Below are 21,373 nucleotides of genomic sequence, written 5' to 3' on the forward strand. Positions count from 1 at the left end.
AGTGTAGACCGCTAGGCAAGTTACCTATACGACTCTCGTCGCACTACATCATGCCGCCCATGCCACCCATTCCGCCCATGCCACCCATATCCGGTGCAGCTTCTTTCTCTTCCGGATCGTCAGCGATCATGCACTCGGTGGTGATCATCAGACCAGCCACGGAACCAGCAGACTGCAGCGCAGTACGGGTTACTTTTGCCGGGTCAAGAACACCCATTTCGAACAGGTCGCCGTACTCACCCGTTTGAGCGTTGTAGCCGAAGTTACCTTCGCCGTCTTTAACGCGGTTGATCACAACAGCGGCTTCTTCACCGGCGTTGGTAACGATCTGACGCAGCGGAGACTGCATAGCGCGCAGCGCCATGTTGATACCGTGGTTCTGATCTTCGTTATCGCCAGTCAAGCCTTGTACTTTGGCCATTACGCGAACCAGCGCAGTACCGCCGCCAGGCACAACACCTTCTTCTACGGCAGCGCGAGTAGAGTGCAGCGCGTCTTCAACGCGAGCTTTCTTCTCTTTCATCTCTACTTCGGTAGCAGCACCAACGCGGATAACGGCAACACCGCCTGCCAGTTTGGCAACGCGCTCTTGCAGCTTCTCTTTGTCGTAATCAGAAGTGGTGTCTTCGATTTGCGCGCGGATCTGGTTAACGCGTGCTTCGATATCGTTCTCTGCACCAGCGCCATCGATGATGGTGGTGTTCTCTTTGGACATGGTCATGCGCTTGGCGGTACCCAGGTGATCCAGGGTCGCTTGCTCAAGTGTCAGGCCAACTTCTTCAGAGATAACGGTGCCGTTAGTCAGGATGGCGATATCCTGCAGCATGGCTTTACGACGGTCGCCGAAGCCAGGTGCCTTGGCCGCTGCTACTTTAACGATGCCGCGCATGTTGTTCACAACCAACGTTGCCAGCGCTTCGCCTTCGATATCTTCAGCGATGATGGCAAGCGGTTTGCCTTGCTTGGCAACGGCTTCCAGTACCGGGAGCAATTCGCGAATGTTGGAGATCTTCTTATCCACTAGCAGGATGTAAGGATCTTCAAGTTCAACCGCCATGGTGTCCTGGTTGGTAACGAAGTAGGGCGAGAGGTAGCCGCGGTCAAACTGCATACCTTCTACGACTTCCAGCTCGTCTTCGAAGCCACGGCCTTCATCGACAGTGATAACGCCTTCTTTACCGACTTTTTCCATCGCTTCAGCGATGATTTCGCCGATGCGCTTGTCGCCGTTGGCAGAGATAGTACCTACCTGAGCGATAGACTTGGTATCGGTGCAGGGCACAGACATTGCCTGGATTTCTTTAACCGCTGCAGTAACCGCTTGGTCGATGCCGCGCTTAAGGTCCATCGGGTTCATGCCAGCCGTTACGCCTTTCAGGCCTTCAGCAACAATAGCTTGAGCCAGTACGGTAGCTGTCGTAGTACCGTCGCCCGCAGCGTCAGAAGTTTTAGACGCAACTTCTTTCACCATTTGTGCGCCCATGTTCTCGAACTTGTCTTTCAGTTCGATCTCTTTGGCAACTGATACACCGTCTTTGGTGACGGTCGGCGCACCAAAGGATTTGTCGAGCACAACGTTACGGCCTTTCGGGCCTAGAGTAACTTTTACCGCGTTGGCCAGGACGTCAATGCCATGCGCCATACGTTTGCGTGCGTCATCAGAAAACTTAACTTGTTTAGCTGCCATGTTCGTTACTTCCTAGAATCGAATTGTAAAAGGTGAAAGTAAGTAGTCGAGGCGATGATTAGCCTTCAACGACCGCCAGGATGTCGGCTTCGCTCATGATCAAGACTTCTTCACCGTCGATTTTTTGCTTCTCAACGCCGAAGCCATCTTTGAAAATGACGCTGTCGCCAACTTTAACGTCTAGCGGACGTACTTCGCCGTTATCGAGAATGCGACCATTGCCTACTGCAAGAACTTCGCCACGCGTGGGCTTTTCTTGTGCATTGCCTGGCAGAACGATGCCACCAGCAGTTTTCTGTTCTTCTTCCACGCGACGAACAACGACGCGATCGTGCAAAGGACGGATTTTCATGCTCACGTTCTCCTGAGTATCGTCAAGGCCCGTATAGGGCAGATAGCTAAAACAAGATTCTCGAGGATGTCCCATCGAGAAATGAAGGTTCGCGACCTTCGTTGTTAATGGTGGCAATGTCACCATCGCCACCGAATTTGTATGCTGGTTCAAAAGTGGGGGCTTCAGTAGCCCTTTCAAGGGGGTGGCAGTGAAAAAAGTGTCTTTTGTTGGATTTTTTCTTGCTAATGCAGGCTAGCGTCACCGGGTAGTTTCATCACGGCTAATGAAATCGCCTTCCAGGGGAGTCTCTTTATGTGAGGTATTAGCATTGGAGTGGCTATTTTCGTGGTAAGCCGTGCCTTCACGACGATGCGTTTTGGTAGATTTTGCTTGCTCGCTATTCCTGCTGGTTTTTAAACCCAGCCACATTAATGCGTTGTACATAAGCTGCCGAGCGGTGGGGAGCAAGCAAGCAATACCCAGCAGGTCAGAAAGAAAGCCGGGCGCCATCAGTAAAGCGCCGCCGAATATAAGTGCCGCGCCGGTTAGGAGCTCGCTGGACGGTAGCTCTCCCGCTTGCATGCGCTGGCGGGCGCGGGAAAAGGTGGCCACACCCTCTTTACGAATAAGATGAAGGCCGATAACACCGGTTGCCAGCACGAGCAGTAGGGTGGTTAATAAGCCTATTTGACTGCCAATCGAAAATAGCAAAATAAAATCGAGTAAGGTAAACAAGGAAATAAAAACAAGAATAGGCATGGTGGACTCCGTAACAGGCGTAATCGCTCATTATTGTGTCAAATATGCAAAAAACAAGCGCCCGCAGGTCTTTGCCGGAAAGCCCTTTACTGACAAGGGGGCGCTCCTGGATAAACTCGAATTTTGAATGCACGCTTACATTAAAGGAGTAACGGATGCAGTTAACCGATAAAGTCATTGCAGTAACGGGTGGGGCGCGGGGATTAGGCTATGCCATTGCAGAGCGTTTGGGCCAGCAAGGTGCCGTGCTTGCACTGCTTGATAGGAGTGCTGAAGCGTTGGATCAAGCGGTCTCAACCCTTAAGTCACAAGGCATTCACGCCGAAGCGTTTGTCGTCAATGTTGCCGATGAGTCGTCAGTCATCACGGCGTTTGATGATATTGCGAAACGCATGGGTGCCATTAGTGGTTGTGTTAATAATGCGGGTATTACCGAAGATGCCTTGCTGGTAAAAGCACGTGATGGCCAGGTCGAAAAGCGCATGTCGCTAGAGAGTTGGCAGAAAGTCCTCAATGTTAATCTAACCGGCGTATTTCTATGCGGCCGTGAAGCGGCAACACAGATAATCAAGGCCGGACATGAAGGGGTGATTGTCAATATTTCGAGTATTTCCCGGGCTGGCAATGCGGGGCAAAGCAACTATGCCGCCGCCAAGGCAGGCGTTCATGCGTTAACCGTCACGTGGGGTAAAGAGCTTGCGCGCTACGGTATCCGCACCGGCACCGTGGCACCTGGGTTTATTGCGACCGAAATGACGGCGTCCATGCGCCCTGATATGTTAGAGCGGATCTCTTCAAGCGTGCCGTTAAAGCACTTGGGGGAGCCGGATGATATTGCCAAAAGTGTCGCGTTTATATTTGATAACGACTATTTTAGCGCGCGTATTATTGAGTGCGATGGCGGCTTGCGGCTTTAGTATCACCTGAGCTATCACTTGGCCTTTTTTGCATCATCCTCTATTGCCCAGCGGCGTCCTGGCGACTGCCCAGCTATCGATGCGTGTGGCACCTGCTTGTTGGGCAACGTTCGCTAATGCATTGATGGTTGCACCGGTAGTGATTACATCATCAATCAGCGTTATATGTGCTGGGAGTAGTGCTTTGATTGAAAAGGCTCCGTGTAAATTAGCCGCCCGTTCGTGTCGGTTTAAGCTACGCTGGGAAGCGACCAGCTTATTGCATTGAGCTTCCAGCACGACAAGGCCTGTACGCTTTGCCAGTTGCTCCGCCAACCATCGAGCTTGATTGAACCCTCGCTCGCGTGCTCGTTTGCGATGCATGGGGACTGCTACCAAGGCAGTGCCTGGGTCGTCGGGTATGCTCGCCAGCATAAGCTCTACCAGCAGCATCCCAGCACGAGGAGATGCCTTGAATTTGAAATCGTGCAGCAGCTCTTTAATCGATGCTTGAAAAAGCAAAGCAGCATGGGCGTGAGTGACCAGGGGCGGATCAAGTAAGCAGTGCCCACAGCGTCGTTGTGTTGGATGATCCAGGGGCTCGGCACATTGTTCGCAACTTGAAACGTTCCAGGGTAATTCAGTAAAACAAGTTTGGCACCAGCCTAAGCCTCGACCCGCTGGCATTAAACAAAAGGCGCAGTAGCCCGGCAATGCCTTTTGAAGTTCCTTATGGGCCGCTTGCTGCCACGTTGACCTTAAACGCATACTGCTCCTGGAATGCTTTTGAATAATTATGTTGGATGATAGCGTTGACTTTTGCACCGCATATATATAATATACGTCTCGTCTTCTGCGGATGTGGTGGAATTGGTAGACACGCTAGATTTAGGTTCTAGTGCCGTAAGGTGTGGGAGTTCGAGTCTCCCCATCCGCACCAATTACTTGTTATCTCATAGTTATTGCTTAAATATCAATCGGCCAGCATCTGCTTGCCGATTTTTTTGTGTCTATTTTTCGCTACCCTCCTTCCTGCCCGCCTGACTTTTGCTCGCGGTTGCGCTAGCTTGATATTTCATTATTGCTTTGAGAAGGATCTCAATCATGGGATGGCTCAATGAGCACGCCCAGGCAATTTCTGCTATTGCCAGCGTCCTTACCCTGTTTGTTTGGGTTTTCTATGCTCAGCTTCTTTATAACGGCTATGTTCGGCAGCGACGTCCGCGAATTATTATTAACCGGGGCAAGGGCGTTGGGCTGGAGGCCTTGTGCTTAATAAGTAATATGAGCAATGAGGCTATCTATATTCAGCACCTGGTGGCTGTGCTACATGCCCAGGAAAGAGATTACGAACTCGATATTGTTGAATACCAACAGCAGGGCGATGAAGAGCATGAAGCCGCTTTCCGTACCCACCAGGGCCCGCTTAATTCAGGTGATTACATTCATATTCAGTCATTTGACAGGATACTGAAGCGGCTCCTTCAGCACTGGGATTTAAAAGAAGACACCATTAAACAGCAGAAACCTCAGCTTGAAATTCGGGTGATTGCCATCTATGGCTCAGAAGACATGCCGGTTGGTGCCGCACGCCATTTTCATCTTGATATTTCGGCTGAGCCCGCTCGACAGCTCAACCCTTGTGACGTGGATACACATCGTATGAATAGCAGGCGCGATCGTAAACGTGTCTTAAGTTGGGCACAAAATATAGAAATACATAAATCAGATTAGCCTGCTTTTGTCATGTAAATTTCTCCAGACTGCACGGTTTAAAGCTATGTGTTGTTATCTTCGTGCCCTTTTCCTCCAGGCGTTCCCCGAAGAAGGTGTACTAAAAGCAAAGGCTCAGTGCATCGATAGTGGGGCGTTCGTCAGAACGTTTCCATGCAATAGTTGATAAGATAGGCGCCCCGTTATGCAGGAGCGATCCATGTCACATCCTTTTAGTGCGCTTTCGCCCGACACGGTTATGTCGGCGGCCGAATCGGTTGATATTTGGCCCGCAGGCGAGCCTTTTGCGCTCAACAGTTATGAAAACCGTGTATTGATGTTTCGTGATGATGATGCCCGTCACTGGGTAATCAAGTTTTACCGTCCCGAGCGCTGGTCGGATGCTGCGATTCAAGAGGAGCATGATTTTTTAAAGGAATTAAGCGAGGCCGGGGTGTCGGTTGTCGCACCCTGGCGTAATAGCGCGGGGCAGTCATTGCATCATTACGCAGCGTTTCGCTTTGCTCTTTTCCCCCAGTGTGCAGGCCAGGCGCCTGAGCTTGATAATCCTGAACACCTCTTTGCGCTGGGCGAAGTGTTAGGCCAGCTGCATAACGTATCGCAGCGCAAGGTATTTCAACACCGCCCGCGCATGGAGCTGGAAAGCGGTATAGAAGAGGCACGGCAGCGCGTTGTGGGCAGCCAATGGCTCGACAAGTTTCAGCTTCGGGCGTATGACGCGGTGATTCAAAAGCTGCAGCATCGGTTGGCGCCCAAGGCGTTGGACCCAGCATCGTTAATACGTTGCCACGGTGATTGTCATTTAGGGAACGTATTGGGCCGAGATGAGCATTTTTCCCTGGTCGATTTTGATGACTGTGCGATGGCGCCCGCCATACAGGATATATGGATGTTGCTGCCCACTGATGAGCCGGATAGCTGGCGGGCGCAGCTAAGTGAGATTAGTGAAGGCTATGAGGAGTCACTAGCGTTTCCTCATGAGCAGATGTCGCTCATTGAGCCGCTAAGGGCTTATCGCTTGATTCGGCATAGCGCCTGGTTGGTTTCGCGCTGGGACGATCCGGCGTTTCCGCGTGCTTTTCCCTGGATGGCAGATAGCGGCTACTGGGATCAGCATATCCGTCAGTTAGAACAGCAGTGTTTACAGCTTGAGCGTCCTGTTTGGTTAGCTTAATAGATCTTTTGACCCCTCTGTTGTCGTAAAAATTATACGTTCAGCGCCTTAAAAGTCGTTGCGACGCTGCCACCGAGTGGCCAGGTACGTTAAAATAAGTGCATAAATCGCCTTTGGTACGTTTAGTGGTTTCTGTATGCTTGGGCATTGTTTTGTAAGGTTGTTTTGCTTGCGTGCTGGTTACTTGATAAAGCAATAACGAGCGAGTGAGCGGGCACCGCTTTAATGAGAATGACTATGACCGACGATATCGCCCAGCACTATCGCCAAATTATTACCGCCCTTGGCGAAAACCCGGACCGCGAAGGGCTGCGGGATACACCAAAGCGTGCAGCCAAAGCCATGCAGTTTTTAAACGCGGGCTATCAGCAGTCGCTGGAAGAGATTATCAACGGCGCGGTGTTTGAATCGAAGACCGATGAAATGGTGTTAGTAAAAAACATTGAGCTTTACTCAATGTGTGAGCACCACTTATTGCCGTTTATTGGCAAGTGCCATATTGCCTACTTACCTGATGGCAAGGTATTAGGGCTTTCCAAATTTGCGCGCATCGTTGATATGTATGCGCGGCGTATGCAGATTCAGGAAAGCCTGACTCGTGAAATTGCCGATGCCGTCCAGCAGGTAACCGGTGCGAAAGGAGTAGCGGTTGTCGTTGAGGCGCGCCATTTATGCATGATGATGCGCGGTGTTGAGAAGCAGAATTCGAGCATGTCGTCATCGGTAATGCTGGGTGGATTCCGTGACAACCCCGCGACGCGCCAGGAATTTCTAACGCTTATTAACTAAACGAATTTCTCCACGGCCAGGATGACCATATTTGCCAAACACTTGGTTAAATACGCCGTTTCGTCTTAGCATGAAAGCGTAAATATGAGCCCACAGGGCCATCCTTTGGCCAGGAGTCTGTCATGGAAGCGCTAAAAGAGACACAGCTGTATTGCCCCTTTGCCTATATCGACGGCAGTTGGGTAGCGGCTGAAAGTGGAGAACAAATTAACGTTATTAACCCCGCCACAGGCAAACCGGTGGGGGATATGCCGCGATTAGGTAAAGCTGAAACCGAGCGTGCCATTGACGCGGCTGATGCCGCTTTGCCTGCCTGGCGGGCATTGACCGCTCAAGAGCGGGCTGACATGTTGCTTAAGTGGCATGATCTGATGCTTGAGCATCAGCACGACCTTGCACTGCTGATGACCTATGAGCAGGGTAAACCGGTTAAAGAGGCTGAGGGCGAAATTGCTTACGCCGCCAGCTTTCTGCGCTGGTTTGCCGAAGAGGCGCGGCGTGTATATGGCGAGACCATTCCTGCAGCAAAAGCCAACCAGCGTATTGTGGTAACCAAGCAGCCGGTGGGCGTTGTAGGAGCGATTACTCCGTGGAATTTCCCCGCAGCGATGATCACGCGTAAAGCAGGTGCAGCGCTAGCAGCAGGTTGTACCATTATCGTTAAGCCCGCTAGCCAAACGCCTTTCTCGGCAACGGCGCTGGCGCTATTGGCTGAGCGAGCAGGGATACCCCGCGGCGTCTTTAATGTGGTGCCAGGCAGCGCCGCTGACATTGCTGAAGCGCTAACCCAGTCGCCCAAGGTGCGCAAAATCACCTTTACTGGCTCTACGGAAGTAGGCCGGACGCTGATGGAAAAAGCGGCGCAGCATGTACAAAAAATATCGCTTGAGCTGGGTGGAAACGCGCCGTTTATCGTTTTTGAAGATGCTGACCTTGATGCCGCCGTTGAGGGCGCGATGGCAGCCAAGTTCCGCAATGCAGGCCAAACGTGCATTTGCACCAATCGGTTTTTAGTTCAGTCCAGTGTGATTAACGCGTTTTGCGAAAAGCTCGCGGTTGCCATGAACAGTGAGCTGCATGTTGGCGATGGTGCTCAGCCAGGCAACAATATTGGCCCGCTCATTGATGAAAATGGGGTCAAGAAAGTCAGTGAACACGTTCAGGACGCTATTGATAAAGGTGCTGAGTTGCTGCTGGGCGGTCATCCGCATCCGTTAGGCGGTAACTTCTTCACGCCTACGTTAATCAGCTTTGCCGATGCCAGCATGAAGGTTGCTCAGGAAGAGACGTTTGGCCCGCTAGCGGCGGTGTTCCCGTTCGACGACGAAGAGACCGCTATCGAAATGGCCAATGATACGCAGTATGGGCTGGCGTCCTATTTCTACTCCAGCGATCTTGCTCGTGTATGGCGCGTGGCTGACGCGCTTGAATACGGCATGGTGGGCATTAATACCGGGGCTATTTCCAATGCGTCGGCGCCGTTTGGTGGTGTCAAGGCGTCAGGGCTTGGCCGTGAAGGTGGTCATCAGGGGCTGGAGGAGTACCTGGAAACCAAGTATTTATGCATTGACCTTGGCTAGTGTCGGTTAAGGCATTCTGAGCGTTATATTCATAAAAAAACCTCGCAAGCAGTGCTTGCGAGGTTTTTATGGTGCTAGCGCTAAAGCACAGCTTAGTGACGGAAGTGGCGCATTCCGGTGAAGACCATGGCAATGCCCGCTTCGTTGGCAGCATCAATCACTTCCTGGTCGCGCATGGAACCACCAGGCTGAATAACGGCGGTAATGCCCGCAGCGGCGGCGGCATCAATACCATCACGGAAGGGGAAGAAGGCATCAGACGCCATAACGGAACCAGGTACAGAAAGGTTTTCGTCGGCCGCTTTGATGCCCGCAATTTTAGCGGAGTACACGCGACTCATCTGGCCTGCGCCCACGCCAATGGTTTGGCCGGCTTTGGCATACACAATGGCATTGGATTTGACGAATTTGGCAACGCGCCATGCGAACGCCAAATCGCGCAGTTCCTGTTCTGAAGGTGCACGCTCGCTGACCACAGTAAGCTCGTCGCGAGTCACCATGCCCTGGTCACGCTCTTGTACCAGCAAACCTCCGTTAACCCGCTTGAAATCAAAGGCGGGCTGGAGGTTGCCAGGCCAATGAGCGCTGACATCCAGTAGGCGGACATTTTTCTTTTCAGCGATAATCGCAACGGCCTCATCGCTCACCCCGGGTGCAATAATGACCTCAACAAACTGACGGTCAACAATTGCGCGCACGGTATCGGCTTCAAGCGGTGTGTTGAAGGCAATAATGCCGCCGAAAGCACTGGTAGGGTCGGTTGCAAACGCTTTGTCATAAGCCTCAAGCGCCGTAGCGCCGATGGCAACGCCACAGGGGTTAGCGTGTTTAACAATCACGCACGCCGTTTCATCAAACGCCTTGACGCACTCAAAAGCCGCATCGGTATCGGCAACATTGTTAAACGAAAGCGGTTTGCCTTGCAGCATAGTGGCTGTCGCAACACTGGGTTCAGATGCTGCAGGGTCAACGTAAAAGGCGGCCTGCTGATGCGGATTTTCGCCGTAGCGCATGTCCTGCTTTTTATGCAACTGAAGATTAAAGGTACGCGCGAAGGTGGCATCGCTCTCGCTGACTTTACGGCCCAAGTACTCGGCAATAGCGCCGTCGTAGCCCGCGGTGTGCTCAAACGCTTTAACCGCAAGGTCAAAGCGTGTGGCGGTGCTCACTTGGCCATCATTGGCGGCCAGTTCTTCAAGCACGCGCGTGTAGTCGTCGGCGTTAACGACGATGGTGGTGTACGCGTGGTTTTTAGCGCAGGCACGGACCATGGTGGGGCCGCCAATATCGATATTTTCGATGGCGTCTTCCAGGCTGCAGTCAGGTTTGGCAACAGTGGCTGCAAACGGGTAGAGATTAACCACGACCATATCAATCGGGGTGATATCGTTGTCAGCCATTACTGCGTCATCTTGACCACGGCGCGCCAGAATACCGCCGTGAATTTTAGGATGCAGCGTTTTCACTCGGCCATCCATGATCTCAGGGAAGCCCGTATGTTCGGATACTTCGGTGACCGGGATGGCGTTTTCCTGTAACAAGCGGAAGGTGCCGCCCGTGGACAGTAGCTCAATGCCGCGCTCGGTAAGGCTGCGGGCAAACTCAACAATACCCGTTTTATCGGACACGCTTAACAGCGCGCGGCGAACAGGAGTAGCGGTACTATCAACCATGAATAAGCTCGTGTGCAGAGTGGAACAATAAAAACAACAACGCCCCATGGTTATGGGGCGTCACCTTCGATAAGACCGTAAATCTTGAGTTTCTTGCGCAGTGTACCGCGGTTTAATCCCAGTACATCAGCGGCGCGTGTCTGGTTGCCTTCGGTATGCTCCAGCACGCAGGCCAGCAGCGGCGCTTCTACTTCGGCCATCACCATGGCGTACAGGTCGGTGGCCTGACTGCCATCGAGATGCTCGAAGTAGCGGCGCATGGCAGACTCCACGGCCTCTCTTAACGGCTGCGGCGGGGCGCTTGCCGCTGGGTCAGCGAGCGTACCCGCTAGTCGCGAGGGTAACTCGCTAGAAAGAAGATCGCGTTCGTTCATGCAGCATGGGTTCCTTTGGCTAATAGACGCTTGTCTGCGTCAAACGCCATGGCGTCGTTAATCCAATCAAATTGTGTTTCAGGTGATGCCAGCGCATTGAATTGCTGTTTTAGCTCGCGGCGTTTTGTATCGCAAAAGCGCAGATCACTTTCGAGATACCAGCCAATATGCTTGCGCGCAATGCGTACACCCATTGTGTCGCCATAAAAGGCGTGCAGCGCCGCTACGTGCCCGACCAGCACGTGACGACGCTCCTCCAGGTTTGGCAAAGCCAACTGCTCGCCATGCTGTAGATAATGGGTTATTTGCTTGAAAATCCAAGGATTACCCTGGGCGCCACGTCCAATCATTACCGCATTCGCGCCGGTATAGCGTAGGACATCGGCTGCTTTTTCAGGACTTGTAATATCACCATTGGCAATCACTGGGATGGACAGACACGATTTGATATCGGCGATCGTGTCGTACTCTGCCCAACCAGTATAGCGCTGTTCGCGATGTCGGCCATGAACGGCGAGCGCCTGAATGCCTGCATCTTCTGCCAATCGAGCAATTCTCACGCCATTGTTGGATTCGGCGCACCAACCGGTACGGATTTTCAAGGTAACCGGCACATCCACCGCCTTGACCACCGCATCTAAAATATCGGCTACCAAGGCCTCATCGCGCAGTAGCGCTGAGCCAGCCGCCTTGTTGCAGACCTTCTTTGCCGGGCAGCCCATATTGATATCGATAATCTGGGCGCCCAGTTCGACGTTAAGGCGTGCCGCCTGAGCAAGCATCTGGGCGTCGCCACCGGCAATTTGCACGACCCGTGGGTCGGGCTCACCCGTATGGTCCATCCGCAGTTGGGACTTTCGGGTATGCCACAGGCTGGGGTCTGAGGTGACCATTTCGCCTACTACCCAGCCAGCGCCCAGCCGCCGGCAAAGCTGGCGAAAAGGGCGGTCGGTCACGCCTGCCATCGGCGCCAGTATGACCTGATTGGGCAAGCTGTAAGGGCCGATAGATGTCGATTGTTGCGTGGCTAATGTCATGGAGTTTGCGCTGCTGGATAAGCGAGTAGGCGTTCAGGGGGGCGTATGATACGCCTACTCGGAAGCGGAATGAAGGCTGTTTTGAAGATTAACCGGGTCGATGGCCTGTTAGTCTCACCCAGCCTTCACGAATAACCGGTTCATCCATCATTATGCCTTCTGCTTCGTAGGCCTTAAGCACGTCCTGGGCCTGGTTGGCAAGAATACCTGACAGCGCAAGAAGCCCCTTCGGCGCGACATGTCCTGCAATCGTTGGCGCCAACTCCACCAAGGGGCCGGCTAAAATATTCGCAGTGACAATCGGGTAAGGGCCGCCTGTTAACTGCTCCGGATAATAGAGCGCGAGATTTTGCTCTGCAATATGATTGCGTTCGGCGTTATCGCGGCTAGCCTGCAGCGCCTGAGGGTCAATATCCGTGCCATCGGCGTGCTGAGCACCTAGCTTAAGCGCGGCAATGGCGAGAATGCCCGAGCCACAGCCAATATCCAGCACGTTCTTTTCGCCAAGTGTGCCATCAACCGCTAACTGATCAAGCCATTCAAGGCACAGTGCGGTAGTAGGATGAGTGCCGGTGCCGAAGGCTAAACCTGGGTCTAAAATTAGATTGACCGCGCCTGCTTCAGGCGGTGTATGCCAGCTAGGAACAATCCATAAGCGCTGGCCCATCTGGAGCGGTTTGAAGTCATCCATCCACTCGCGTTCCCAGTCGCGGTCGGCCAGCAGCTCATACTCAATGGTGGGGCAGGATTCATCGGGCATTTGTTGCGCCCAAGCGCTTTCGATGCGGGCCAGCATGCTTTCCACGCCCTCCAAATCATCGTACAGGCCGGTCAGAATGGTGTCCTGCCAAAGCGGCGTGGTGCCGCGTTCTGGCTCAAAGACGGGGTCATCATGGGCATCCTGAAGCCCAATGGCGGTAGCTCCCTCTTCAAGCAGTAGCTCTTCCAGAAGTTCAGCCTGTTCAGGCGCTACGTGGGCTTTGAGTTGCAGCCAAGGCATGGGGAGTCTCCGCGGTAGGCATAATCGATAACGGGGTGGGCTTGGCCACCCCGTTGGGTATTACTCGGCAACACTATGAAATGCTTGCTTGGCACATGGAGCGTTTAGCCGGCAAGTTTCTTTTCTAGATAGTGAATGTTGACACCGCCCTGGCGGAATTGGCTATCGCGCACCAGGTCTTTCTGTAGGTCAATATTGGTTTTGATACCTTCGACCAGCAGCTCATCCAGCGCATTACGCATGCGCGTTAACGCGATCTCACGATCCTCGCCCCAGGTGATCAGCTTGCCAATCAGTGAGTCGTAGTGTGGCGGAACGGTATAGCCTGTATACAGGTGAGAATCCATGCGCACGCCCAAGCCGCCAGGGGCGTGATACAGCGTCACTTTGCCTGGTGATGGCATGAACGTGCGTGAGTCTTCCGCGTTGATCCGACATTCAAACGCGTGGCCGTTAAGCTTAACGTCTTCCTGGCGAATCGACAGTGGCAAGCCTGACGCAATACGCAGCTGTTCTTTGACGATATCCACGCCGGTGACCATTTCCGTTACCGGATGCTCAACCTGAACACGTGTGTTCATCTCGATAAAGAAGAACTTGCCATCTTCGTACAGGAACTCGAACGTACCGGCGCCGCGGTAGTTAATTTCAATACAGGCCTGGCGGCACGCTTCCAGTACGTCGGCACGTGCTTTCGGGTCGAGGCCGGGGGCAGGCGCTTCTTCAAGTACTTTTTGATGGCGGCGTTGCAAAGAGCAGTCGCGGTCATAGAGGTGGATCGCATTGCCCTGACCATCGGCCAGAACTTGTACTTCCACATGGCGCGGTTTCTCAAGGAATTTTTCCATGTAAACCGTGCCATCGCCAAACGCTGCCTGGGCTTCGTTTTGGGTAATGCTAATGGCGGACAGTAACTGGTCTTCTGAATGCACGACCCGCATGCCACGACCACCGCCACCAGCTGCTGCCTTGATAATAACGGGATAGCCTATACGCACGCCAGCCGCCAGGCTTGCGGCCTCATCATCGCCCAAGGGGCCATCAGAGCCAGGTACGGTAGGCACGCCCGCCTTCTTCATGGCTTCAATGGCGCTCACTTTGTCGCCCATTAAGCGAATGGTTTCAGCGCGCGGACCAATAAAGGTAAAGCCGGAGCGCTCAACCTGCTCGGCAAAATTGGCATTTTCAGACAAAAAGCCATAGCCGGGATGAATGGCGCTTGAGTCGGTCACTTCGGCAGCGCTAATCAGCGCGGGAATATTCAAGTACGACTGGGCCGAAGAGGCCGGGCCAATGCACACTGCCTCATCCGCCAAGCGTACGTGCATCAGCTCGCGGTCAGCCTTGGAGTGTACGGCGACGGTTTTGATGCCCAGCTCTTTACATGCCCGTAGAATACGTAGGGCTATCTCGCCGCGGTTCGCGATAAGTACCTTGTCCAGCATGGGAGAGTCCACCCGTGTTGATGTGAAAGATTAAGCGAGGACGATCATGGGTTGATCAAATTCCACCGGCTCACCATCTTCCACCAGGATGGCTTCAACCACGCCGTCGCGATCAGCTTCAATCTGATTCATCATTTTCATCGCTTCAACGATACATACCGTGTCGCCTTGCTTAACGGTGTCGCCTACTTCAACAAACGATTTTGCACCCGGTGCCGGGCTGCGGTAGAAGGTGCCCACCATCGGAGAGTTAACGGCTTCACCGCGGAAGCTTGCGCTGGCAGGCTCCGCGTCAACGCTGGGCGCTGTAGGTGCTGCGGGAGCCGGTGCAGGCGCTGCAAAAGGTTGGGAATACTGGGGCATTGGCTGGGGCTGCCAGGTAGCACCGTTAGGATGACGGCTGATGCGTACTGACTCTTCGCCCTCCTGAATTTCAATTTCGCTAATGTTGGATTCTTCGAGCAGTTCGATCAGTTTTTTTACTTTGCGAATATCCATATTGGGCCCCGTAGATAGATGAAGGTTGCTGCCTAACACGCTAGTGATAACGCTTAAGTATCGCAATATTTAGCGCGCAGTAAACCGAGTTAAGAAAAGAAGAGAACGCAGCATGATGGTGAACGTTACCCCTCTAACAGCTTAAAAATCGAGCATTTAACTAATGTGGAGGCGGAGTTTGCCGAAAAAAGCGGAACATGTCCAGCGCTAGTCCAGTGCAGAGCCGAGGCATAAAACGCGGTATGCCTTGATGGCTATCTTTACCGTTTAGCGAAGAGCATGCTGTTATCGGTACTCAACAATTGCCCCCAGGGTACAAATAAAGTTCAGGCTTTTAGCTTAATAGCCACTGTTTTAAGGATGAAAGATGCTCTGCAAGCGCGTTGGCGGTGACCTCCCCTTGGATCCGCGCTGGGCGTATTTCTGCACCTTGATCAAAGAACAGCAGGCTGGGCGGCCCAAAAAGCTGGTACTGGTTAAGTAGCTGTCTACTTTCAGGGGTCGTATCGGTGACATCGACGGCAATTAGCGTGAAGCCTTCCAGCGCCTCAATAACACGTGGGTCTGGATAAACTTCACGCTCCATCACTTTGCATGAAATACACCAGTCAGCGGTGAAATGGACAAAGGCGGGTTGATGGGCACTGTCTGCCTGAGCAAGAGCTGAGCGTAGTTCATCCAGGCTATCCACGGTTACAAAATCAAGCGCCGTTTCTTGAGTGGCTGTAGCACTATGGGAAAAGCGCAGCGGTTGAAGCGGGTTATTATTGCCCTGAGCTGCGCCCAAAACGAGGGCAACCCCCCAGGCAAGCAGCATCAATCCCAGCGTTTGTCGCGCACGCGACCAACCTGACGGTGGGTTCAGACGTAACGCGCCCAGCGCCAGCGCGCTGCCTATCGCCAGTGCTGCCCAGAGCAGGAGTCCTACAGGCCCGGGTACAAGACGCTCAATCATCCAAATGGCCACACCCAGCAGCAATAAACCAAAGCCGGTTTTAACGCCGTTCATCCAGGCGCCTGTTCGTGGCAGTAGGGTAACGCCCAGCGTGCCGACCAGTAGCAGCGGCAACCCCATGCCAAGACCCAGCGCAAAAAGAACCGCGCCCCCAATAGCAGCGTCGCCGGTAGAGGAAATAAAGACCAATGCACCGGCAAGCGGCGCGGTAACGCAGGGCGATACCACCAGTACCGAAAGCGCGCCTGCCAGGGCGAGCCCTCCCGGGCCACTGCGTTGCGCCCGAGCTTGCCATGCCTCGATGCGGTGGGTCATGCGTGACGAGAAACGTAACTCGAAGGCGCCAAACATGGCGAGCGCAAACAGCGTGAAAAGTAACCCAAACGCTATTAATACAGGCGCCGACTGAAGGCGGGCCTGCAAGTTTAGGCCTGCCCCAAAGAGCCCCATTAAGACACCGACAACGGCGTAGGTCGTTGCCATGCCCAATACGTAGCTTGCTGAAAGAACAAACGCACGCGGTTTAGTCGGGTTCTGACCAACGATGATCGAGGAAAGAATGGGAATCATGGGTAAAACGCAGGGCGTAAATGTTAAACCCAGCCCGGCAATAAAGAAAAGCCCCAAGGCCAGTGGCAGGCTTGCCTCGCTTAGCAAGGCGCTAAAGCGGCTGTCGGCACTTTGCGGTGTGTTCAGCGCTTGACGAGAAGCGTTGAGGTTTTCCGGCTCGGCGCTGCTCGCCGCTTGGGCCGGCGCGGCAACGCCTGTTGATGAGGGGCTGTTTTCGGCTAACCATTGGGCATATTGAGCAGGCGGCTGTGACTCAGCGGCCTGTAGCGGTACCTGTTCAGGTGGGTAGCAAAGCCCGGCATCGGCGCAGCCTTGAAAGGTAAGCTCAATGTCGATGGGGCCTGAATAAACGTGTTCAAGCGGTGTCTCAAACATCAGTATGTCGCGAAAGGTGTAGACATCGCCCATAAATTCGTCATTGGTAAAGGTGCCTTCGGGTAGAGCAGGGCTACCCAGTGCCACAGAAGGCGTTTGGCTTTTAACGTCAAACTGATGTCGGTAAAGGTAATAGCCTTCAGCACTTTGAATGCCGATATAAAGTGTTTCGCCATCGTGCCAAGCGGTAGGCTGAAATGCCTCCATTACGGGCAGAAACTGATCGTTGCTGCTGGATGAAAACCATTGTGCGTGGGCGAATAATGGTAGCCAGCAGAGTAGCCAGAATAAACCTAATCGTTTGACGGATAACACGATACATCCTTAACGGCGATATGGCTGAAAAGCACCCGCATTAACATGGCGCATAATATGGAACGAGCGCTTGGTAGCGCTTGTGAAAGATCCGCGCGCAGTGATAAAAAAATGGCTAGTGGGTGTAATAAGAAGGCCGCCTATTGGCGGCCTTCTTAATAGAGACAAAACAGCGCGTTTAGTTCACTTACGCCTTTTGGTAAGCGGCCGCTGATTTTTCAATAGCTTTACGCGCTGCTTCAACGCCTTCCCAGGACTCAACTTTTACCCACTTACCTTTTTCAAGGTCTTTGTAGTTTTCAAAGAAGTGGGCGATTTGCTGACGCAGAAGCTCGGGTAGGTCGGTAACTTCCTGTACGTCATCATAAAGCGTGCTGAGTTTGGGGTGTGGTACGCATACCAGCTTGGCATCTTCACCTGCTTCATCGGTCATGTTCAGGATGCCGATGGGGCGCGCACGAATAATGCTGCCAGGCGCTACCGGGTGCGGTGTTACTACTAAGGCGTCGAGTGCATCGCCATCATCAGCCAGCGTATGGGGAATAAAGCCGTAGTTGGCGGGGTAGAACATTGGGGTCGCCATAAAACGATCAACCAATAGTGCGCCCATATCCTTATCAATTTCGTATTTGATAGGCGAGTGGTTCGCAGGAATCTCGATCGCCACGTAAATATCGTTCGGCAAATCCTTTCCGGCTGGGATGTTATCGAAGTTCATCGTTGAGTCCTTAGAAGTTCTTGGGTGTTGCAGTGGCTAAGCAATTGATGCGTTGCACGAATAGTCGGGAATTATACGAAGATGGCTGGGCGATTGCCAATGCAACATGGGCGCAGCGCCGACGCTATCGCTTAATGGTAGCGGTAATTTGCTTTTATCGCAGTGGTCGCGACGTTTGGTGGGCATCGCAGTAAAGCCGTTGCGTGTATTATAGCGACCATGAAGTTTTGTCATGAAATTCTGTCATGAAATTCTGTTGAGCGGTTCGCCAAGGAGGATGAGTGGGGCATGCCCAGTTGCTGATCAGTTATGGTCAAGCGTTTGTTGCGCCTGACCGACGTTTGCATCGCAGCTCCATGTCGGTGCGTTTCCCTGATGCACCGCTATTAAAGGTCAAAGGGGGCTGCGCCGTTATTAGCGACTCTGTGTCACGCAATACGCTGGCCAAACAGGCGGGTGATTTAAGTGTGCGTGGCTTTTTAGCGGATTACTTTTCTACACCTGACCATTGGGACACTAAAACGTCAGCAACACGCGTGCTACGTGCACTCAATAGCTGGTGCTACAGCCAAAGCCAGCATGTAAAAGAGGGTGGCTTTGTTTCCTCAATGTCGGTGGTTGTCTTTCGTAAGTGCGAAGCGCACCTGTTTCATATGGGGGACACGCTGGTATTTCGCTTACGGGGCGCTGAGTTTGAACAGCTAACGCGAGACCATGTGACCGATATTGGCGGCTACCACTATCCGTCCCGGGCGCTGGGAATGGATGGCAGTGTGGACATCGACTATACCCATTTGGGCCTTAAACAGGGCGATATTTTTCTGTTCACCACGCGTGGCGTGCGCGGTACGCTGTTGCCTTCTGACTACGTACGCTTGATTCGCCAGGATGCCAGTGACCTGGATGCGGCTTGCGAACGCCTGGCCAGTGAAGCTAAGCAGCGCGCTCAAGAGCGAGGCTACGGAGGGGATCAATTTTGCTTTCAATTGGTGCGTATTGATGAGTTGCCGGAAGAGTCACCGGACGACCCGGGGCTGATTTACGGTGATTTGCCGATTCCGCCTGAACTTGCGCCAGGCGAGCGGCTTGATGGGTTGGAAGTAATAGAAGTGCTGTCGCGTAATGCGCAGTCTCGTGTCTATCGGGTAAGAGACGTGCATACCGAGCGTGAAATGGCAATGAAGGCGCCAAGCCCTGAGCTATCGCTCCGTAATGCCTATCTGGAGCATTTCCTGCTTCAGCAGTGGATCGTTGAGCGGGTTAATTCGCCTTTTATCGCTAAGGTCGTAAAGCCCTCAAGACCACGCCGCTATCTTTACTACTTGATGCAGCATGTTGAAGGGGACACGTTGCGCCAGTGGGCCGAGCGGCATCCTCAGGCCAGCCTTGTCCAGCGCTTGGATATCGCAAACCAGCTGGGTAAGGCCGTGCAGGCGCTGCACCACCGCGACATTATTCATCAGCAGATTACGCCGGATAATATTTTAATTGATAGCCACGGTAAGTTGATGCTCAACGATTTTAGCGCGTGCCATATGCGTGAGGTGGATGGTCACCGGCATTCAGGTGAGCTGTTGCGCCAAATTGGTTTTAACGAACACACCGCGCCTGAGTATGCATTGGAAGATAGCATTGGCCGCCGCAGCGATCAGTACTCCCTCGCTTCAACCGTCTACTGGCTGTTAACCGGAGAGCTACCTTACCAACTTACCCCGAACAAGTTGCGCAGTCATACGGATTTAGAAGAACTTAGCTATCGCAGCTCGCGAACTCATAACCCGGAAATTACCCAAGAGCTGGATGATGCCTTACGGCGTGCATTGGACCCACAGCGTGCGCTGCGCTTTAGGCGTCAGTCAGAGTTTCTGCATGCACTGCGAGTTCCGCTAGGCCGTTTACCTGTTCAAGAGGACACTCGCCAGGAGCCACGTCGTCATTTCTGGCAAGGCGTCGCCGGTGTGTTGCTGCTGCTATTGGTACTTTCGTGGCTATTAAGGTGATGTGCTAGCTAAAAAACGGGCGATGAGATAATCATCGCCCGTTTTGGTTACCGCCGTTGGCAACCCCGAAAGGGGTGGCGCCTTATAGCGTAAACGTGGGGAGTTTTTGGTCCACTTTAGCAAGTTTCAGCTTAGCCACTTTGGGCAAGCCGTTCTCAAAGGGCGGGAAGTCTTCGCCTTGAATCAACGGTGAGAGGTAATCACGGCATGCCTGGGTAATCGCAAAGCCGCTTTCGCTGATAAAATCGCGCGGCATGAACTTTTCCTGGTTGGCAATCTGGGCCAACGGCGCGGAAATAACATCCCACTGATAGGGTGATTGAGAAATACGGCGAATCGCGGGCATCATCGAGTTCTTGCCTGCCAGCGCGAGCGTCACAGCTTCACGGCCAACCGCATAGGCTTGTTCAACGTCTGTTTTCGAGGCCAGGTGGCGAGCTGCACGCTGTAAGTAGTCAGCGACGGCCCAGTGATACTTGTAGCCCAGGTCTTGCTTGATCATGCCGGCAAGCGTAGGCGCAACACCACCCAACTGGCGATGACCAAAGGCATCGGTATTGCCTGCATCGGCCAGGAAGGTGCCGTCTTCATAACGTGCGCCTTCTGATACCACGATGACGCAGTAGCCGTTCTGTTTCACGCTTTCCTCAACCCGCGCCATGACGGCTTTACGGTTGAAGGCGATCTCGGGGAAAATAATCAAGTGAGGCGGTTCACCTTCGCCTTCACCGGCTAATCCGCCCGCCGCTGCAATCCAGCCAGCATGGCGCCCCATCACTTCAAGCACGAAGACTTTGGTAGATGTTGCGCACATGGAGGCGATATCGAGAGAGGCTTCACGGGTAGAGGTGGCAATATATTTGGCAACGCTACCAAAACCTGGGCTGTTATCGGTAATCGGCAGGTCATTATCCACGGTTTTAGGCACGTGAATAGCGGTTAGCGGATAGCCCAGCTTTTCTGAAAGTTGAGAGATCTTCAGGCAAGTGTCGGCACTGTCGCCACCACCGTTATAGAAGAAGTAGCGGATGTTATGTGCCTTAAATACCTCAATTAAACGCTCGTACTGAGTGCGATGGGTATCGATATCTTTTAGCTTATAGCGGCAAGAACCGAATGCACCGCCGGGCGTATAGCGTAATGCGGCAATCGCTTCGTCGCTTTCCTGAGTAACATCAATGAGGTCTTCGGTTAATGCGCCAATAATGCCGTTATGGCCCGCGTATACCTTGCCAATTTGTTCGGGAGCTTGTCGGCATGCTTCGATAACGCCGCAGGCGCTGGCGTTAATAACGGCGGTAACGCCGCCTGACTGGGCGTAAAAGGCATTATACTGAGCCATTGAAACGTCTCATCTTTTGAAAAGCGAAAAAATAAAGCACACAGAAAGCGTTGAACGCCTTCATCAACGGTGCATGTAAAGTGGCGAAGTTTAGCGTAAAGCCCACGTCACTGCATCC

General features: G+C 53.1%; 19 protein-coding genes and 1 tRNA gene. 7 read left to right on the forward strand and 13 right to left on the reverse strand.

Annotated elements, in window-relative coordinates; translation table 11 throughout:
- Positions 1–43: 43 nt before the first annotated feature.
- The 3 genes from groL to ACT3TJ_RS10565 all read right to left on the reverse strand — a co-directional run bounded on the left by groL (position 44) and on the right by ACT3TJ_RS10565 (position 2,780).
- Positions 44–1,687, reverse strand: a complete 1,644-nt coding sequence (gene groL / locus ACT3TJ_RS10555; RefSeq protein ID WP_172116507.1) for a chaperonin GroEL — start codon at positions 1,685–1,687, stop codon at positions 44–46.
- A gap of 58 nt (positions 1,688–1,745) precedes the next feature.
- On the reverse strand, positions 1,746–2,039 hold the full coding sequence (locus tag ACT3TJ_RS10560) for a co-chaperone GroES (protein ID WP_018916005.1): 294 nt from the start codon (positions 2,037–2,039) through the stop codon (positions 1,746–1,748).
- Positions 2,040–2,279: 240 nt separating this feature from the next.
- Positions 2,280–2,780: an FxsA family protein gene (locus tag ACT3TJ_RS10565; RefSeq protein WP_193056363.1), complete on the reverse strand. Its 501-nt coding sequence runs from the start codon at positions 2,778–2,780 to the stop codon at positions 2,280–2,282.
- Between the two features lie 155 nt (positions 2,781–2,935).
- Here ACT3TJ_RS10565 and ACT3TJ_RS10570 point away from each other — a divergent pair, with 155 nt between their 5' ends.
- On the forward strand, positions 2,936–3,697 hold the full coding sequence (locus tag ACT3TJ_RS10570) for an SDR family oxidoreductase (protein WP_444622022.1): 762 nt from the start codon (positions 2,936–2,938) through the stop codon (positions 3,695–3,697).
- Between the two features lie 33 nt (positions 3,698–3,730).
- Here the strand turns inward: ACT3TJ_RS10570 and ACT3TJ_RS10575 are convergent, their stop codons facing one another.
- Positions 3,731–4,444, reverse strand: a complete 714-nt coding sequence (locus ACT3TJ_RS10575) for a double zinc ribbon domain-containing protein (protein ID WP_444622021.1) — start codon at positions 4,442–4,444, stop codon at positions 3,731–3,733.
- Positions 4,445–4,531: 87 nt separating this feature from the next.
- On the opposite strand from ACT3TJ_RS10575, the gene ACT3TJ_RS10580 reads away from it, so the two are divergent.
- The 5 genes from ACT3TJ_RS10580 to ACT3TJ_RS10600 all read left to right on the forward strand — a co-directional run bounded on the left by ACT3TJ_RS10580 (position 4,532) and on the right by ACT3TJ_RS10600 (position 8,953).
- Positions 4,532–4,616, forward strand: a tRNA-Leu gene (locus tag ACT3TJ_RS10580).
- A gap of 164 nt (positions 4,617–4,780) precedes the next feature.
- Positions 4,781–5,410 carry a hypothetical protein gene (locus tag ACT3TJ_RS10585; RefSeq protein ID WP_172116511.1) on the forward strand — a complete coding sequence of 210 codons (630 nt, stop codon included), beginning with the start codon at positions 4,781–4,783 and terminating at the stop codon, positions 5,408–5,410.
- A 199-nt stretch (positions 5,411–5,609) separates the two neighbouring features.
- Positions 5,610–6,584, forward strand: a complete 975-nt coding sequence (locus ACT3TJ_RS10590; RefSeq protein WP_444622020.1) for a serine/threonine protein kinase — start codon at positions 5,610–5,612, stop codon at positions 6,582–6,584.
- Positions 6,585–6,821: 237 nt separating this feature from the next.
- Positions 6,822–7,373 carry a GTP cyclohydrolase I FolE gene (folE, locus tag ACT3TJ_RS10595; protein WP_193054364.1) on the forward strand — a complete coding sequence of 184 codons (552 nt, stop codon included), beginning with the start codon at positions 6,822–6,824 and terminating at the stop codon, positions 7,371–7,373.
- A 122-nt stretch (positions 7,374–7,495) separates the two neighbouring features.
- Complete coding sequence (locus tag ACT3TJ_RS10600) at positions 7,496–8,953, forward strand: NAD-dependent succinate-semialdehyde dehydrogenase (protein ID WP_444622019.1); 1,458 nt, start codon at positions 7,496–7,498, stop codon at positions 8,951–8,953.
- A gap of 92 nt (positions 8,954–9,045) precedes the next feature.
- On the opposite strand, the gene purH is transcribed toward ACT3TJ_RS10600, so the two are convergent.
- The 8 genes from purH to ppa all read right to left on the reverse strand — a co-directional run bounded on the left by purH (position 9,046) and on the right by ppa (position 17,913).
- On the reverse strand, positions 9,046–10,626 hold the full coding sequence (purH, locus tag ACT3TJ_RS10605; protein ID WP_444665724.1) for a bifunctional phosphoribosylaminoimidazolecarboxamide formyltransferase/IMP cyclohydrolase: 1,581 nt from the start codon (positions 10,624–10,626) through the stop codon (positions 9,046–9,048).
- A 50-nt stretch (positions 10,627–10,676) separates the two neighbouring features.
- Positions 10,677–11,000: a DNA-binding transcriptional regulator Fis gene (gene fis / locus ACT3TJ_RS10610; protein ID WP_087105564.1), complete on the reverse strand. Its 324-nt coding sequence runs from the start codon at positions 10,998–11,000 to the stop codon at positions 10,677–10,679.
- Positions 10,997–12,037 (reverse strand): tRNA dihydrouridine synthase DusB, encoded by a 1,041-nt coding sequence (dusB, locus tag ACT3TJ_RS10615; protein ID WP_193056371.1) that lies wholly within the window; start codon positions 12,035–12,037, stop codon positions 10,997–10,999. The genes fis and dusB overlap by 4 nt, the downstream gene beginning before the upstream one ends.
- 88 nt (positions 12,038–12,125) lie before the next feature.
- Complete coding sequence (prmA, locus tag ACT3TJ_RS10620) at positions 12,126–13,037, reverse strand: 50S ribosomal protein L11 methyltransferase (RefSeq protein ID WP_444622017.1); 912 nt, start codon at positions 13,035–13,037, stop codon at positions 12,126–12,128.
- A gap of 104 nt (positions 13,038–13,141) precedes the next feature.
- Entirely contained in the window at positions 13,142–14,482 is a 1,341-nt protein-coding gene (gene accC / locus ACT3TJ_RS10625) for an acetyl-CoA carboxylase biotin carboxylase subunit (RefSeq protein WP_172116518.1), read from the reverse strand.
- 30 nt (positions 14,483–14,512) lie between these two features.
- Positions 14,513–14,980 carry an acetyl-CoA carboxylase biotin carboxyl carrier protein gene (gene accB, locus ACT3TJ_RS10630; RefSeq protein WP_172116519.1) on the reverse strand — a complete coding sequence of 156 codons (468 nt, stop codon included), beginning with the start codon at positions 14,978–14,980 and terminating at the stop codon, positions 14,513–14,515.
- A 334-nt stretch (positions 14,981–15,314) separates the two neighbouring features.
- Positions 15,315–17,195, reverse strand: coding sequence for a protein-disulfide reductase DsbD (dsbD, locus tag ACT3TJ_RS10635; RefSeq protein WP_444622016.1), 1,881 nt, complete (start codon positions 17,193–17,195; stop codon positions 15,315–15,317).
- 187 nt (positions 17,196–17,382) lie between these two features.
- Positions 17,383–17,913 (reverse strand): inorganic diphosphatase, encoded by a 531-nt coding sequence (gene ppa / locus ACT3TJ_RS10640; RefSeq protein WP_087105558.1) that lies wholly within the window; start codon positions 17,911–17,913, stop codon positions 17,383–17,385.
- A gap of 281 nt (positions 17,914–18,194) precedes the next feature.
- Between ppa and ACT3TJ_RS10645 the strand changes: the two genes are divergently transcribed.
- On the forward strand, positions 18,195–19,913 hold the full coding sequence (locus ACT3TJ_RS10645; protein WP_193054357.1) for a bifunctional protein-serine/threonine kinase/phosphatase: 1,719 nt from the start codon (positions 18,195–18,197) through the stop codon (positions 19,911–19,913).
- Positions 19,914–19,995: 82 nt separating this feature from the next.
- Here ACT3TJ_RS10645 and ACT3TJ_RS10650 read toward each other — a convergent pair whose 3' ends face one another.
- Positions 19,996–21,255, reverse strand: coding sequence for a 6-phosphofructokinase (locus tag ACT3TJ_RS10650; protein WP_087105555.1), 1,260 nt, complete (start codon positions 21,253–21,255; stop codon positions 19,996–19,998).
- Between the last annotated feature and the right edge of the window lie 118 nt (positions 21,256–21,373).

The organism is Halomonas sp. AOP30-A1-24, assembly GCF_052378165.1.
GTDB lineage: Bacteria > Pseudomonadota > Gammaproteobacteria > Pseudomonadales > Halomonadaceae > Vreelandella > Vreelandella citrativorans.

Excerpts from the sequence above, each read along its gene's own strand:
- groL (WP_172116507.1), bottom strand. The coding sequence starts at position 1,687 with ATGGCAGCTAAACAAGTTAAGTTTTCTGATGACGCACGCAAACGTATG.
- ACT3TJ_RS10560 (WP_018916005.1), bottom strand. The coding sequence starts at position 2,039 with ATGAAAATCCGTCCTTTGCACGATCGCGTCGTTGTTCGTCGCGTGGAA.
- ACT3TJ_RS10565 (WP_193056363.1), bottom strand. The coding sequence starts at position 2,780 with ATGCCTATTCTTGTTTTTATTTCCTTGTTTACCTTACTCGATTTTATT.
- ACT3TJ_RS10570 (WP_444622022.1), top strand. The coding sequence starts at position 2,936 with ATGCAGTTAACCGATAAAGTCATTGCAGTAACGGGTGGGGCGCGGGGA.
- ACT3TJ_RS10575 (WP_444622021.1), bottom strand. The coding sequence starts at position 4,444 with ATGCGTTTAAGGTCAACGTGGCAGCAAGCGGCCCATAAGGAACTTCAA.
- ACT3TJ_RS10585 (WP_172116511.1), top strand. The coding sequence starts at position 4,781 with ATGGGATGGCTCAATGAGCACGCCCAGGCAATTTCTGCTATTGCCAGC.
- ACT3TJ_RS10590 (WP_444622020.1), top strand. The coding sequence starts at position 5,610 with ATGTCACATCCTTTTAGTGCGCTTTCGCCCGACACGGTTATGTCGGCG.
- folE (WP_193054364.1), top strand. The coding sequence starts at position 6,822 with ATGACCGACGATATCGCCCAGCACTATCGCCAAATTATTACCGCCCTT.
- ACT3TJ_RS10600 (WP_444622019.1), top strand. The coding sequence starts at position 7,496 with ATGGAAGCGCTAAAAGAGACACAGCTGTATTGCCCCTTTGCCTATATC.
- purH (WP_444665724.1), bottom strand. The coding sequence starts at position 10,626 with ATGGTTGATAGTACCGCTACTCCTGTTCGCCGCGCGCTGTTAAGCGTG.
- fis (WP_087105564.1), bottom strand. The coding sequence starts at position 11,000 with ATGAACGAACGCGATCTTCTTTCTAGCGAGTTACCCTCGCGACTAGCG.
- dusB (WP_193056371.1), bottom strand. The coding sequence starts at position 12,037 with ATGACATTAGCCACGCAACAATCGACATCTATCGGCCCTTACAGCTTG.
- prmA (WP_444622017.1), bottom strand. The coding sequence starts at position 13,037 with ATGCCTTGGCTGCAACTCAAAGCCCACGTAGCGCCTGAACAGGCTGAA.
- accC (WP_172116518.1), bottom strand. The coding sequence starts at position 14,482 with ATGCTGGACAAGGTACTTATCGCGAACCGCGGCGAGATAGCCCTACGT.
- accB (WP_172116519.1), bottom strand. The coding sequence starts at position 14,980 with ATGGATATTCGCAAAGTAAAAAAACTGATCGAACTGCTCGAAGAATCC.
- ppa (WP_087105558.1), bottom strand. The coding sequence starts at position 17,913 with ATGAACTTCGATAACATCCCAGCCGGAAAGGATTTGCCGAACGATATT.
- ACT3TJ_RS10650 (WP_087105555.1), bottom strand. The coding sequence starts at position 21,255 with ATGGCTCAGTATAATGCCTTTTACGCCCAGTCAGGCGGCGTTACCGCC.